Raw genomic sequence first — 14,677 nt, 5'->3', positions numbered from 1 at the left:
GCATGACCTCAGAGGTGAGCGTCAGGCGTCGCGCTCGCGCCGGTGGTAGGTCTCGCGCGTGTGCTCCGTGTGCGCGCGCATGATCTCCGTGGCCCGGCCCTCGTCGCGGTCGGCGATCGCCGCGATCAGCTGACGGTGCTCGATCCAGGACTGCTTGCCGCGCTGCCGGGCCACCGGCGTGTAGTACCAGCGCACGCGGCGGTCCACCTGCCCGGCGAGCTCGGCGAGGACGACGTTGCCGGCGAGCTCCATGACCTTGGCGTGGAAGCCCGCGTTCGTGGCCACCACCAGGTCCACCTCGCCGTCCGCGACGGCCTTCTCCCCCTTGGCGCACAGCTCTTCCAGGGCGGTGATCCCGGCCGTGCCCGTGTTGGCCGCGGCGAGCCGGGCGGCTTCGGCCTCCAGGAGCGTGCGGACCGTGAGCAGCTGGTCCGCCTCCTCCTCGGTCGGCTCGTGCACGAACGCGCCCTGCGCGGGCCGCAGATCGACCCAGCCCTCGGTGTTCAGCCGCTGCAAGGCCTCGCGCACCGGCTGCCGCGACACCCCAAGGTGCCCGGCCAGTTCACTCTCCACGAGGTGCTGGCCCGGCTGGAGCGCGCGGGTCGTGATGAGCTCGAGCAGCGCTTCGTAGACCCGCTCACGGAGCGGACCGGGCCGTTCGAGCTTGGGCACCGCCCCCTGCGGCAGTCCTGTGGACAACATCGCGGTCCCCTCCTCGACGATTGCCTTTTGTCTACAGTCTACTGAGCACAATGGCCAGCACCAGGGGGAGTCGGTCCCGTCACACCGTGCGGGGACGATGGTGGGGCCGCATTACGGGCAGCGGATGACCTGGCCCGCGTACGACAGGTTCCCTCCGAAGCCGAAGAGCAGCACCGGATCGCCGTGGTTGATCTCGCCGCGCTCCACCAGCTTGGACAGGGCGAGCGGGATGCTGCCCGCCGAAGTGTTGCCGGAGTTCACCACGTCGCGCGCGACGACGGCGTTGACCGCGCCGATCCGCTCGGCGAGCGGCTCGATGATGCGCAGGTTGGCCTGGTGCAGGACGACGGCGGCCAGATCCTCCGGCGTGAGACCGGCCCTCTCGCAGGCCTTGCGGGCCAGCGGCGGCAGCTGTGTCGTCGCCCAGCGGTAGACGCTCTGCCCCTCCTGCGCGAACCGCGGGGGCGTGCCCTCGATACGGACGGCATTGCCCATCTCGGGCACCGAGCCCCAGAGCACGGGACCGATGCCGGGCTCCTCGCCGGGGCCGCACGCCTCGACGACCGCGGCTCCGGCACCGTCCCCGACCAGGACGCACGTGGTGCGGTCCGTCCAGTCGGCCACCTCGGACATCTTGTCCGCGCCGATCACGAGGACGCGGGTGGCGCCCCCGGCCCGCACGGCGTGGTCGGCGGTGGCGAGCGCGTGCGTGAAGCCCGCGCAGACGACGTTGATGTCCATGGCGGCCGGTGACGGGATGCCGAGCCGGGCCGCCACCCTGGCCGCCATGTTCGGTGAGCGGTCGATCGCGGTGGAGGTGGCGACCAGGACGAGGTCTATGGCGTCGGGCGCGAGGCCCGCGGCGGCCACGGCCTTGGCGCCGGCCTGCGCGGCGAGCTCGTCGACCGGCTCATCGGGTCCGGCGATGTGGCGGGTGCGGATGCCCACGCGGGAGCGGATCCACTCGTCGCTGGTGTCGACCATGCCCGCCAGGTCCTCGTTGGTGAGGATCTTGGCGGGCTGGTAGTGGCCGACGGCGGCGATGCGTGAGCCGTGCATGAACGGGTCCCCCTTGTTGCCGGAGATGCGGGACGGTCCAGTCTGCTCAGCGACTCACCAGTAACAGGACACGTAAAGCGACAGGAATCGGGCGTCGGCTTTGGCCACTTCTCATCATCGTGTCACCCGGTGAAGAGCTGGGTGGCCTTGTGTACGAGCTCATAAAGCCCATATCCGAGCGGAACCCCCACCCAGAGCCAGGCGGCGACGATCAGCGCCCTGCGGCGGGGCGGACTACTGGGCGGCGTGCTGGTCGGCGCCGTCATGGGCGGCCTCCCTCGGGGCGGGGATGTGGTGGCGGGCGTGGACGGGACGGACGAACTCGTTCGCCACGAAGCCGACGATCAGCAGTCCGATCATGATCGTCAGGGAGAGGCCGTAGAGCCCCGCTCCCCGTTTGCCCGCCTCTTCCTGGTGGTCGGCGACCCAGTTGACGATCAGCGGACCGAGGACACCGGCCGTCGACCAGGCGGTCAGCAGACGCCCGTGGATCGCGCCGACCTGATAGGTCCCGAAGAGGTCCTTCAGATACGCGGGGATCGTCGCGAAGCCGCCTCCGTAGAAGGAGAGGATCACCAGCGCGCAGACGATGAAGAGCGGTTTCGATGTGTCCCCGAACTGGACGATCAGCAGATACATCAGTGCGCCCACGCCCAGGTAGACGCGGTAGACGTTCTTGCGGCCGATCAGGTCGGACGTCGACGACCAGCCGATACGTCCGGCCATGTTCGCCGCGGAGAGCAGGGCGACGAAGCCCGCGGCCGCGGCGGCCGAGACCGGTGTCGAGGTGTCGGAGAAGAAATCGGTGATCATCGGCGCCGCCTTCTCCAGGATGCCGATGCCCGCGGTCACGTTCATGCAGAGCACGACCCACAGGCACCAGAACTGAGGCGTACGTACGGCGGCCCGCGCGGACACCTGCGGCCCGTCGAGCGCGCCGGGAGCGCCCGGCTTCCGCGCACCCTCCGTACGCGGCACCCGCACCAGGAGCACGCCGAGCGCCATGAAGACGGCGTACGTGAGGCCGTGCACGAGGAAGGCGAGCGCGATGCCGCCGGAGTCCGCGCCGAAGGAGTCCAGCATCTGCGCCGACCATGGCGAGGCGATGAGCGCGCCGCCGCCGAAGCCCATGATCGCGATGCCGGTCGCCATGCCGGGACGATCCGGGAACCACTTGATCAGGGTCGATACGGGCGAGATGTAGCCGATGCCGAGTCCGATACCGCCCACGAAGCCGTAGCCGAAGACGATCAGCCAGTACTGACTGATCGCCGCGCCGAGGGCCGCGATCAGGAAGCCGGACGAGAAACAGACGAGCGCGACCGTCATCGCCCAGCGCGGACCGTTGCGCTCCACGAGCGTGCCGCCGAAGGCCGCCGAGAGGCCGAGCATCACGATGCCGAGCTGGAAGGGGAGCGCGCTCTGCGTGCCGCTGAGGTGGAGTGCCGATTCCAGTGGGGGCTTGAAGACGCTCCAGGCGTAGGCCTGGCCGATGGAGAGGTGCACGGACAGGGCGGCGGGCGGTACGAGCCAGCGGCTCCAGCCCGGGGGTGCGACGGGGGGCCTCATGATCCCGAACAGTAGGAACCCGGAAGGGGAGTTGGGAAGAGGCAAGCGCGATTCCGTCGACGGTATGCAATGTGGCGCGCGACCCCTTGCTGGGCCAACTTCCATACTGTAGACAATATTCCATCGACACTCATGGCATGCGATGCGGCATGCGACATGGCCGTGCGATGTCGATCCCTGAGCCTTCTTCGGATCCCTCAACCGAACGGAGCGCGCCACCGTGAAAGTCGCAGTCCTCGGCGCCGGTGCGATCGGCGCCTACGTCGGAGCCGCGCTGCACCGCGCCGGTGCCGACGTCCATCTCGTCGCCCGTGGACCGCATTTGGCGGCCATGAGGCAGCACGGAGTACGTGTCCACAGCCCTCGCGGCGACTTCACCGCGCGGGCCCACGCCACCGACGACCCGGCCGACATCGGCCCCGTCGACTTCGTCTTCCTGGGCCTGAAGGCCAACTCGTACGCGGCGTGCGGGCCGCTGATCGAGCCGCTTCTGCACGACAAGACGGCGGTGATAGCCGCGCAGAACGGCATCCCCTGGTGGTACTTCCACCGGCACGGCGGCCCGCACGACGGCCACCGCGTCAGCAGCGTGGACCCTGACGGCGCGGTCAGTGCGGTGATCGCGCCCGAACGGGCCATCGGGTGTGTGGTGTACGCGGCGACGGAGCTCGAAGGGCCGGGCGTCGTACGGCACTTGGAAGGCACCCGGTTCTCCATCGGGGAGCCCGACCGCTCGCGCTCCGAGCGCTGTCTCGCCTTCAGCGAGGCCATGCAGGCGGGCGGCCTGAAGTGCCCCGTCGAGCCCGAACTGCGCGGCGACATCTGGATCAAGCTGCTCGGCAACATCTCCTTCAACCCGATCAGCGCGCTCGCCCGCGCCACGATGCGTGAGATGTGCCTGCACGGCGGGACGCGCCGCGTCATCGAGATCATGATGAACGAGACGCTCGCCGTCGCGGCGGCACTCGGCTGCCGCCCCGACATCTCCGTCGAGCGGCGCCTGGCCGGCGCCGAGCGCGTGGGTGACCACCGCACCTCCACGCTCCAGGACCTGGAGCGCGGCAAACCCCTTGAACTCGACGTGCTGCTCGCGGCCGTCGTCGAACTCGCGGAGATCACCGGGGTCCCGGTGCCGACGCTCCGTACCGTCCACGCCATCTCGGATCTGCTGGCCGACCGTATGAGGAGCGCGGCATGAGCGCGAACATGAGGAGCGCGGCATGAGCAAGAAGCGGGACCGGGTGCCCACGACGTACACCCGGCTCACCCACCCCCTCGTACGCGACTCGCGCGACGAGCCGTTCCGCCGGGCCACCTGGGACGAGGCGCTGACCCGTACGGCGGCGGGGCTCCAGGCGGCACGCGGTGCGTTCGGGTTGTTCTCCTGCGCCCGCGCGACCAACGAAATGAACTACGTGGCGCAAAAGTTCGCCCGCGTGGTGATGGGCACGAACAACGTCGACTCCTGCAACCGCACCTGCCACGCACCGAGCGTCGCGGGCCTCTCCGCGGCCTTCGGCTCGGGCGGCGGCACGTCTTCTTATGAAGAGGTCGAACACACCGACTTGATCGTGATGTGGGGCTCCAACGCCCGCTTCGCGCACCCGATCTTCTTCCAGCACGTCCTGAGGGGGATCAGGAACGGCGCCCGTATGTACGCGGTCGACCCGCGCCGCACGAAGACCGCCGAGTGGGCGGAGAGCTGGCTCGGCCTGAACGTCGGCACGGACATCCCGATGGCGCACGCGATCGGCCGCGAGATCATCCACGCGGGCCTGGCCAACCGGGCGTTCATCGAGCGGGCGACGTCCGGCTTCGAGGAGTACGCGGCCCTGGTCGAGCCGTGGACGCTCTCGCTCGCCGAGAAGGTGACGGGCGTACCGGCCGCCGCGATAAGGGAGTTGGCGCACGCCTACGCCCGCGCCGAGCGGGCCCAGCTGTGCTGGACCCTCGGCATCACCGAGCACCACAACGGCACGGACAACGTCCGCGCGCTGATCAACCTCTCGCTCCTGACCGGCCACGTGGGGCGCTACGGCTCGGGCCTGCAACCCCTGCGCGGGCAGAACAACGTGCAGGGCGGCGGCGACATGGGGGCGATCCCCAACCGCCTGCCCGGCTTCCAGGACATCCTCGACCCGGAGAGCCGGGTGAAGTTCGAGACGGCCTGGGACACGGTCATCCAGCCGCGGTACGGGCTGAACCTGACGGAGATGTTCGAGGCGATGGAGGAGGGCTCGCTCAAGGCCGTCTACTGCATCGGCGAGAACCCCGCGCAGTCGGAGGCGGACAGCGAGCAGGCGATGCGCCGGATGCGGGCCCTGGACTTCTTCGTGGTCCAGGACATCTTCCTCACGAAGACGGCCGAGCTGGCCGATGTGGTGCTGCCCGCCACGGCGGCCTGGGCGGAGACCGACGGCACGACGACCAACAGTGAGCGGCGCGTGCAGCGGGTGCGCAAGGCCGTGCGGCCGCCGGGCGAGGCGCGCGAGGACATCGACATCCTCTGCGACCTCGCCGAGCGGCTCGGCCACGACTGGAAGTACGCGGACGCGCAGGCGGTGTGGGACGAGCTGCGGGCGGTGTCGCCGGACCACTGGGGCATGACGTACGACCGTCTGGAGTCCCTGCAGGGCATCCAGTGGCCCTGCCCTTCGGAGGACCGGGTCGAACCGACGTACCTGCACGGCCGGTTGTGGGAAGCGGACCCGGCGCGACGCGGCATGCTCGCGCCCTTCGGGCTCGTCGCACACGACCCGCCGGTCGACCTCACCGACGACTCCTACCCGATCCGGCTGACGACGGGACGGCGGCTCGACTCCTACAACACCGGTGTCCAGAGCGGGAGTTTCGCCTCGCCGCTGCGGCGCGGCGAGTACGTCGAGCTGTGCCCGGAGGACGCGGAGCGGTACGGGGTCGTGGTCGGCGAGGAGGTCCGGGTGTCCTCGCGGCGCGGCACGGTGACGGCGCCGGTGTGGGTGGACCCCGGGCTCCGCCCCGGTCTGGCCTTCATGACCATGCACTTTCCCGACGAGGTCGACACCAACCAGCTCACGATCGAGGCCAATTGCCCGATCGCGGGCACGGCGGAGTTCAAGGCGTCGGCGATACGTATCGACAAGCTGACCGTGCCGGCGACGGTCCAGTGAGGTGAGGTGACGTATGGATCTGCACTTCGGTGACAGCAAGCCGACGGACGAGGAGCGGGCGGCGGTCGACGCGGTGCTCGGGCCGCCGGAATCGGCCTGGGAGGGTGCCGATGACCGCAGCGACGCGGACCTGCGGTGGGCGCGGGGTGGCCGGGCGGCGCGGGAGCGGCGGGATGAGCTGTTGCCGGGGTTGCACGCGCTGAACGACCGCGTGGGGTGGGTGAGCGAGGGGGGCCTCGACTACCTCTGCCGGCGGCTGATGGTGCCGCCGGCGGAGGGGTACGGGGTGGCCACGTTCTACTCCATGTTCTCGGTGCGGCCGCGGCCCGCGACGGTGGTGCGGGTCTGCACGGACCTCGTCTGCGGGGCCTCGCTCTGCGGGGAGGTGGAGGCGCGGCTGGGCCCCGCGTCCGGGGTGACCGTCGAGGCCTCGCCCTGCCTGGGGCTGTGCGAGCGGGCGCCTGCGGCGCTTGTGGTGCGGGCCGGTGTGCCTGCGGCGCATTTTTCCCCAACCCCGCCCCTTCCCGAAAACCCGCTGGCGCGGGGGCCTGGCGTCACAGCCAATCGCCTTGACGGCTCGTCCTCAAACGCCGGACGGGCTGAAACCCCTCCAGCCCGTCCGGCGTTTGAGGACGAACTCGGCGAAGCCGGTGATCAACGGCCACCAAGGCCCCCGCGCCAGAGCGGGTTTTCGGGAAGGGGCGGGGTTGGGGAGAAGACCTACGTCACCGCGACCCTCGCCCCCGCCGCCCCCGACACCCTCACCCAAGCCGCCCTCACCCCCGAATCCGCCCCCGCAGAACCCCCCGCGGCCCTGGCCGTCCCCCAGGCCGGGCAGGACGGCCTGATCCTCCTCAAGCGCATCGGCACCGTGGACCCCACCTCCCTGGACGACTACCGCGCCCACGGCGGCTACACCGCCCTGAGGCAGGCCTTCGCCATCGGCCCCGCCGAAGTAATCCGCGAAGTCACGGACTCCGGCCTCCTCGGCCGAGGAGGCGCCGCCTTCCCCACGGGAAGGAAGTGGCAGGCCACGGCCTCGCAGCCGGACCACCCCCACTACCTCGTCTGCAACGCCGACGAATCCGAGCCCGGCACCTTCAAGGACCGGGTGATCATGGAGGGCGACCCGTACTCACTCATCGAGTCGATGACCATCGCGGGGTACGCGACCGGCGCCCACCTCGGCTACCTCTACCTCCGCGGCGAGTACCCCCGCGCCCTGCACAGGCTGGAACACGCCATCGCACAGGCCCGCGCCCGCGGGTTCCTCGGGGACGACGTCCTCGGGCAGGGCTACGCCTTCGACATCGAGATACGAAGGGGCGCAGGCGCCTACATCTGCGGTGAGGAGACCGCCCTCTTCAACTCCATCGAGGGGTACAGAGGAGAGCCTCGCTCCAAGCCGCCCTTCCCTGTCGAGAAGGGGCTCTTCGGCAAACCCACCGCCGAGAACAACGTCGAGACCCTCGTCAACGTGCTCCCCATCCTGACCATGGGCGCCGAGGCCTACGCCGCCATCGGCACCGGCAAATCCACCGGGCCCAAGCTCTTCTGCGTCTCCGGCAGCGTCGAACGCCCCGGCATCTACGAACTCCCCTTCGGCGCCACCCTCGGCGAGCTCCTCGCCCTCTCCGGGATGCCGGACAACCTCCGCGCGGTCCTCCTGGGCGGCGCGGCCGGAGGCTTCGTACGGCCCGACGAGCTCGACATCCCGCTCACCTTCGAGGGGACCAGGGACGCGGGCACCACGCTCGGCTCCGGTGTCGTGCTCGCCCTGGACGACACGGTGCCGCTCCCCCGCGTCCTCCTGCGCATCGCCGAGTTCTTCCGCGACGAGTCCTGCGGCCAGTGCGTGCCCTGCCGGGTCGGCACCGTCCGGCAGGAGGAGGCCCTGCACCGCATCGTCGAGCGGACGGGGGCGGACACCGCCGCCGACATCGCCCTGCTGCGCGAGGTGGGGCGGACCATGCGGGACGCCTCCATCTGCGGGCTCGGCCAGACCGCGTGGAATGCCGTGGAATCCGCCATCGACCGCCTGGGGGCGTACAAGTGACCGCCGTACCGCTGGGAATCCCGCGCCGTCTCGTCGAGTTCACGCTGGACGGGCAGGACGCCAGAGTGCCCGAGGGGTCGACCATCCTGGACGCCTGCCGGGCCGCGGGCAAGGACGTCCCGACCCTCTGCGAGGGCGACACCCTCACCCCGAAGAACGCCTGCCGGGTGTGTGTCGTCGAGGTCGAAGGTGCCCGCACGCTCGCCCCGGCCTGCTCGCGTCGCGCCGAGCCGGGCATGACCGTCCTCACCGACACCGAGCGCACCCGCCACAGCCGGAAGGTCGTGCTGGAACTCCTCGCCTCCTCCGTCGACATGTCGACCACGCCGAAGGTCGCGGGCTGGCTCAAGGAGTACGAGGCCAAGCCCGACCGCTTCGGACCGGACGCCGCCCGCCTGAACGAGGAGCCCAGGGTCGACAACGACCTCTATGTGCGCGACTACGACAAGTGCATCCTCTGCTACAAGTGCGTCGACGCCTGCGGTGACCAGTGGCAGAACACGTTCGCCATCTCCGTGGTGGGCCGTGGCTTCGACGCCCGGATCGCCGTCGAGCACGACGGACCGCTGACCGAATCCGCGTGCGTGTACTGCGGGAACTGCATCGAGGTCTGCCCGACGGGCGCCCTCAGCTTCAAGTCGGAGTTCGACATGCGGGCCGCGGGGACCTGGGACGAGGAGCGGCAGACCGAGACGACGACGGTGTGCGCGTACTGCGGAGTCGGCTGCAATCTGACCCTGCACGTGCAGGACAATGACATCGTGAAGGTCACCTCACCGCACGACAATCCTGTGACCCACGGCAACCTCTGCATCAAGGGCCGTTTCGGCTACCAGCACGTACAGAACCGGGACTGATCGACATGGGACGAGTCACGGAGCGCCGCCGCGTCATCCGCATCAGGGACGGGGCCGTCAGCGAGCGGCCGGACACCCTCGTCGCGGAGGAGCCTCTGGAGATCCGGCTCAACGGAAAGCCCCTGGCCATCACGATGCGCACGCCGGGTGACGACTTCGCGCTCGCCGCGGGTTTCCTGGTGAGCGAGGGGGTGCTCGGCTCGGCGGACGAGCTCCAGTCCATCGTCTACTGCGCCGGGGCCACGGCGGACGGCGTGAACACGTACAACGTGGTCGACGTGAAGACCGCCCCGGGGCTCGTCCTGCCCGACATCAATCTCGAACGCAACGTCTACACCACCTCGTCCTGCGGCCTGTGCGGCAAGGCGAGCCTGGACGCGGTCCGGACGACGGCCCGGTTCCCGATCTCCGACACTCCCCCGGTCCGGCTCGGGACCGAGCTGCTCGCGTGCCTCCCCGACCGGCTGCGCGCGGCACAGCGGGTCTTCGACCGGACCGGGGGCCTGCACGCCGCGGCGCTCTTCTCGGAGGACGGCGAACTCCTCGACATACGGGAGGACGTGGGCCGGCACAACGCGGTCGACAAGCTCGTCGGGCGCGCCCTCCAGGACGGCAGGCTGCCCCTGTCGCGGGCGGTGCTCCTGGTCTCGGGACGCGCCTCGTTCGAGCTGGCGCAGAAGGCGGTGATGGCGGGCATTCCGGTGCTCGCCGCCGTCTCCGCGCCGTCGTCCCTCGCCGTCGATCTGGCCGCCGAGACGGGCCTGACCCTGGTCGGCTTCCTGCGCGGCTCCTCCATGAACGTGTACGCGGGCGAGCACCGGATCGCCGTGCGGGCCGCGGCCTCCCAGGGCTGACCGGCCGCTCCCGGCTGCACGGCGGCGGGACCCCGGCCGGCGGGGAGCGCCCCCTGCGCCGGCGGGGTCCCGGTCCCGCCCGCCCTCCCGGGTCCACTGGGTCCGGTCCCCTGACCAGGCCGCGTCCATTCGTGCCACGCACGCTTCTTGTGGGGTGTCGAACCGTCCAAGTAGCGTCTGAGGCGCGAACGTCGGACGTGGGATGTCAGGATGTCCAGTCACCTTGAAGGGTGGGCCGCGCCATGCCATCAGCTCTCCATGTACGCCTCAGATCGCTCCGCACCGCCACGGCTGCCTTAGCCGTCGTCGCCTTGGGGGCGCTGGTCCCCGGGCCCGCGGCGCAGGCGGCGCCGGACGCCCGTGCGGCGGGGTTCGAGCAGCAGGTGCTTTTCAAGGCCTCGCAGGACCCCGGGTACGCCTGCTACCGCATCCCCGCGGTGGTGAAGACAGTGAAGGGCACGCTCCTCGCCTTCGCCGAGGGGCGGGTGAACGACTGCAGTGACGCGGGCGACATAGACATCGTCGTCAAGCGGTCGCACGACGGCGGCCGCACGTGGAGCCCGCTCCAGGTCGTGAACGAGGGCGCGGGCGACACCCACGGAAATCCCGCGCCGATCGTGGACCGCAGGACCGGCCGCATCATTCTCGCGGAGACGTACAACACGGGCCGCACGGACGGACAGAACTGCGCCATACCGTGCGACCGCACCCCACACCTCCAGTACAGCGACGACGACGGCCGCAGTTGGTCGGCGCCGCGCGACCTGAGCGACCAGATCCTGCCGAAGGACTGGAACTCCTGGTACGCGACCGGGCCCGTGCACGGTCTCCAGCTGACCCGCGGCAAGCACGCGGGCCGACTCGTCTTCACCGTCAACACCGAGACGTGGAACGGCAGTCGGGTCACCGCGAACCACGCGGCCCTGATCGTCAGCGACGACGGGGGCGACAACTGGCGGATCGGCGCCAAGGATTCGTACCCGATACCGGCCGACGGCACGTTCCGGCAGAAGCCGTCGGAGATGACCATCACGGAGCGCCCGGACGGGGCGGTCTACGTCAGCGGGCGCGAGCAGGACGGCACCGACCTCGGGCACCGCACCCACACGGTCAGCCGTGACGGGGGTGATTCCTTCGTGGCGCCGTTCAAGGCCATTCCCGGTCTCTACACGCCCCAAGTGCAGGGCTCCACACTCCAGTTCGGCAAGCGGATGCTGCTCGCCTGCCCCGGTGACCCCGACCGGCGCCGCACGATGCAGATCCGCTCGTCCTACGACGGCGGCCGCACCTGGGACAGCGTGGACCGCGGCACGACGGTCACCACGGACTGGTCCGGCTATTCGGACATGGTGCGGGCCGACGGCGAGCACGTGGGCCTGATGTACGAGGGCGGGGCGGTCGACGCCCGCGACGAGATCCGCTTCGCGCGCTTCACCGAGGACTGGCTGCAGCCGCGCCGCGGCCCGGACCCGACGACCGGCGACCGCGCGCCGCGCGCGAAGGCGGCGGCCGTGCTCGGCGGGGCGTCCACGACCGAGGGCCGGTTCGGCGATGCCATCGCCTTCGACGGCACGAACGACGCCGTACGCCTGCCCTTCCGCAGTCAACTCCCGCTCGGCACCAAGGACTTCACGGCATCCCTGTGGTTCCGCTACTCCGCGACCAGCGGTGAACAGCCGCTGCTCTGGATGGGCGGCATCGGCACCAATCAGCCGCAGGTGTGGCTGCGCGGCGAGCCCGCGAGCAACCGCGTCACGGGTCTGATCACCACGCGCGAAGGCGGCACTCCCCCGAAGTCCGCGTCCGTGCGCACCACGGGCGCCTACAACGACGGCCAGTGGCACCACATCGCGTTGCGCCGTGGCGGAGGGCAGCTGACGATGTCCGTCGACGGCACGCGGATCACCACCGCGGACGTCCCGGGCACGGTCACCCGCACTTCCGGGTACGGCTTCCACATCGGCCAACGGATCGACAGCCGCGCCCACTTCGCCGGAGCCATCGACGAAGTACGGGTCTTCGACCGTGCGTTGAGCGATGCCGAGCTGGCCTCACTCGGCCGGGACGGCGCGTCCAAGGCGCCTGTGACGCGGGACACCGTCGCATGGCTCCCCATGGACCACATCCGCGGGAGCAACTAACGTCCCGCACGTGTCCGCCGACCAAGGTCCACGCCGTGGCTGGGGCGCGCGCAGGACGTGGCTCGTCCTGCTGCTCGCCCTGGCCTGCGCGGCCGTGCTGCTCACCGCCCTCCCGGAAGACGACCGGGAGGGCGGCGACGCATGTCAGGCACGCACCGTCTCGTCCTGGACCGCCGACGACAAGGTCACCGGGGCGTTCGCCCGCTACGGCGACGACACGGCGCGGGCGGACGACTGGACCGGCGGCGACGGAACGCATTCGGTGCGCCTGCCGGACGGGCGACTCCTTTGGCTGTTCTCCGACACCTTCCTCGGCCAGGTGCACGCCCCGCCCAACCCCGCGGGCCAGCCCCACACCTGGCGTGACGCGACCGCGCCCATGGTGCGCAACTCGGCCGTGGTGATGTCGCGTTCGGGCACCTTGCAACGCACCCTGCCCGCCCCGCTCTTCCCCGACCCTGCGCCGCAGCAGTGGCGCTGGCCGGTCGCCGCGAAGGTGGAGCCCCGCTCCCCCGGCTCGTCCGACAAGGTCGTACGCGTCCTGCTGTGGACCCGCGCCACCGGCTCGGGTCCGTGGATCTACGGGGTGCCGACCGCGACCGAGGTCGCCACGCTCTCCCTGCCCGATCTGCGCGTCGAGGGCATCGTCAAGGTCTCCGACCAGAGTGCCGTGCGGGACCTCGACAAGCGCGTCCTGTACGGCACGACGACGGTCGACGACGGCGACTGGACGTACGTCTTCGGCGGCAACGACGGCAAGGCGGTCGCGCGCCCCGCGTCGCACGCCTACGTGGCGCGCGTCCCCAAGGGCAGGCTTGCGGAGCCCGGCGCGTGGCGGTACTGGGACGGCGAGGACTGGACCGGGTCAGGGAAGCCGCGGTCCGTCCTCGGTGACGGCGAGCGCAAGGGTGTGGGCAGCGCGTTCACGGTGGTGCGCGTGAAGGGGACGTACGTCCTGTTCACGATGGCCGCGGGCACCGAGGGCCTGACGAACGTGACGTCCTACTGGGCGTGCTCGCCCACCGGGCCCTGGCACGGCCCCGCGAAGGGCTTCGCGCCGCCGCTGCCGAAGGACGGCTCGGCCGAGCAGGACATGGCCGCGTACAACCCCCAGGCGCATCCCGCGCTCAGCCGGAACGGGCGGCTGCTGCTCAGTTACGACGTCAACTGGCTGGACGCGGCGCCCGCGAGCGCGCAGGCGAACGTCAGCCGGAACGTGTCCCTGTACCGACCGCGGTTCGTGTCTCTTCGGATCGCGACGGCTCAGTGACGGTGTCCTCGAAGTCCACGACGTCCCGCGAGCGGCGCTTGGCGATCACCGCGCAGACCATCAGCTGCATCTGGTGGAAGAGCATCAGCGGCAGCACGGCGAGCGAGGCATGTGCCCCGAACAGGACGCTCGCCATGGGCAGTCCGGCCGCGAGGGACTTCTTCGACCCGGCGAACTGGATGGCGATGCGGTCCCCGCGGCCGAAGCCCATCTTCTTGGCCCCGTACCAGGTGAGGGCGAGCATCACGGCGAGCAGCACCGCCTCCACGCCGAGCAGCGCGCCGAGCCGCAGCGGCGTCACCTGGTGCCAGATGCCCTGGACCATGCCCTCGCTGAACGCGGTGTAGACGACGAGCAGGATCGAGCCCCGGTCGACGAGGCTCAGCACTTTCTTGTTCCGCGCGATGAAGCCGCCGATCCACCGCCGCAGGACCTGCCCGGCGAGGAACGGCACGAGGAGCTGGAGCACGATCTTCAGGACCGAGTCGGCGGAGAACCCGCCCCCGCTGTTGCCGAGCAGGGCGGCCGCGAGCAGCGGCGTGAGGACGATGCCGGCGAGCGAGGAGAACGAGCCCGCGCAGATCGCCGCGGGCACGTTGCCGCGCGCCATGGAGGTGAAGGCGATCGACGACTGGATCGTGGACGGCACGAGCGTCAGGAAGAGGAACCCGCTGTAGAGGGCGGGCGTCAGGACGTACGGAACGAGGCCCTTCGCCGCGAGCCCGAGCAGCGGGAAGACCAGGAACGTACAGGCGAGGACGGTGAGATGGAGCCGCCAGTGCTTGAGCCCGTCCAGTGCCTCACGGGTGGAGAGCCGCGCTCCGTAGAGGAAGAACAGGAGCGCCACGGCCCCGGTCGACGCCCCGCCCGCGATGTCGGCGCCCACGCCGCGCGCGGGCAGCAGCGCGGCGACGCCTACGGTGCCGAGCAACGCCAGGATGTAGGGGTCGATCGGCATCCAGGTGGGCCAGCTCGGGCGTTTCACTTCGCTCCATCGGTTCGGTTCATGTCGTGCCCTCT

General features: G+C 70.6%; 12 protein-coding genes. 7 read left to right on the top strand and 5 right to left on the bottom strand.

What is annotated here, in order from left to right; genetic code table 11:
• Positions 1-21: 21 nt before the first annotated feature.
• From ACWGI2_RS03395 to ACWGI2_RS03380, 4 genes are all read right to left on the bottom strand, one after another.
• The gene (locus tag ACWGI2_RS03395; RefSeq protein WP_453394441.1) at positions 22-702 is read right to left on the bottom strand and encodes a GntR family transcriptional regulator; all 681 of its coding nucleotides are present in this window, start codon (positions 700-702) and stop codon (positions 22-24) included.
• 111 nt (positions 703-813) lie between these two features.
• The gene (locus tag ACWGI2_RS03390; RefSeq protein ID WP_453394440.1) at positions 814-1,761 is read right to left on the bottom strand and encodes a beta-ketoacyl-ACP synthase III; all 948 of its coding nucleotides are present in this window, start codon (positions 1,759-1,761) and stop codon (positions 814-816) included.
• Positions 1,762-1,883: 122 nt separating this feature from the next.
• Positions 1,884-2,027, bottom strand: a complete 144-nt coding sequence (locus tag ACWGI2_RS03385) for an MFS transporter small subunit (protein WP_202121416.1) — start codon at positions 2,025-2,027, stop codon at positions 1,884-1,886.
• Complete coding sequence (locus ACWGI2_RS03380) at positions 1,996-3,330, bottom strand: OFA family MFS transporter (protein ID WP_453394439.1); 1,335 nt, start codon at positions 3,328-3,330, stop codon at positions 1,996-1,998. The genes ACWGI2_RS03385 and ACWGI2_RS03380 overlap by 32 nt, the downstream gene beginning before the upstream one ends.
• 220 nt (positions 3,331-3,550) lie before the next feature.
• Between ACWGI2_RS03380 and ACWGI2_RS03375 the strand changes: the two genes are divergently transcribed.
• From ACWGI2_RS03375 to ACWGI2_RS03345, 7 genes are all read left to right on the top strand, one after another.
• Positions 3,551-4,528, top strand: a complete 978-nt coding sequence (locus ACWGI2_RS03375) for a 2-dehydropantoate 2-reductase (RefSeq protein ID WP_453394438.1) — start codon at positions 3,551-3,553, stop codon at positions 4,526-4,528.
• A gap of 22 nt (positions 4,529-4,550) precedes the next feature.
• Complete coding sequence (locus ACWGI2_RS03370; RefSeq protein ID WP_453394437.1) at positions 4,551-6,479, top strand: molybdopterin oxidoreductase family protein; 1,929 nt, start codon at positions 4,551-4,553, stop codon at positions 6,477-6,479.
• A gap of 13 nt (positions 6,480-6,492) precedes the next feature.
• On the top strand, positions 6,493-8,535 hold the full coding sequence (locus tag ACWGI2_RS03365; protein WP_453693516.1) for an NADH-ubiquinone oxidoreductase-F iron-sulfur binding region domain-containing protein: 2,043 nt from the start codon (positions 6,493-6,495) through the stop codon (positions 8,533-8,535).
• On the top strand, positions 8,532-9,392 hold the full coding sequence (locus tag ACWGI2_RS03360) for a 2Fe-2S iron-sulfur cluster-binding protein (RefSeq protein ID WP_453693514.1): 861 nt from the start codon (positions 8,532-8,534) through the stop codon (positions 9,390-9,392). The genes ACWGI2_RS03365 and ACWGI2_RS03360 overlap by 4 nt, the downstream gene beginning before the upstream one ends.
• 5 nt (positions 9,393-9,397) lie before the next feature.
• A complete protein-coding gene (gene fdhD / locus ACWGI2_RS03355; RefSeq protein WP_453394434.1) occupies positions 9,398-10,246 on the top strand; it encodes a formate dehydrogenase accessory sulfurtransferase FdhD in 849 nt (282 codons plus the stop codon).
• 242 nt (positions 10,247-10,488) lie between these two features.
• Positions 10,489-12,387: an exo-alpha-sialidase gene (locus tag ACWGI2_RS03350; protein ID WP_453693512.1), complete on the top strand. Its 1,899-nt coding sequence runs from the start codon at positions 10,489-10,491 to the stop codon at positions 12,385-12,387.
• A gap of 10 nt (positions 12,388-12,397) precedes the next feature.
• Entirely contained in the window at positions 12,398-13,657 is a 1,260-nt protein-coding gene (locus tag ACWGI2_RS03345; protein WP_453693510.1) for a hypothetical protein, read from the top strand.
• On the opposite strand, the gene ACWGI2_RS03340 is transcribed toward ACWGI2_RS03345, so the two are convergent.
• Positions 13,593-14,642 carry a bile acid:sodium symporter family protein gene (locus ACWGI2_RS03340; RefSeq protein ID WP_453394431.1) on the bottom strand — a complete coding sequence of 350 codons (1,050 nt, stop codon included), beginning with the start codon at positions 14,640-14,642 and terminating at the stop codon, positions 13,593-13,595. The two genes, ACWGI2_RS03345 and ACWGI2_RS03340, sit on opposite strands and share 65 nt — an antisense overlap.
• Between the last annotated feature and the right edge of the window lie 35 nt (positions 14,643-14,677).

It is taken from the genome of Streptomyces sp. NPDC054866 (assembly GCF_053610745.1).
This window is presented reverse-complemented; position numbering and strand designations above follow the sequence as displayed.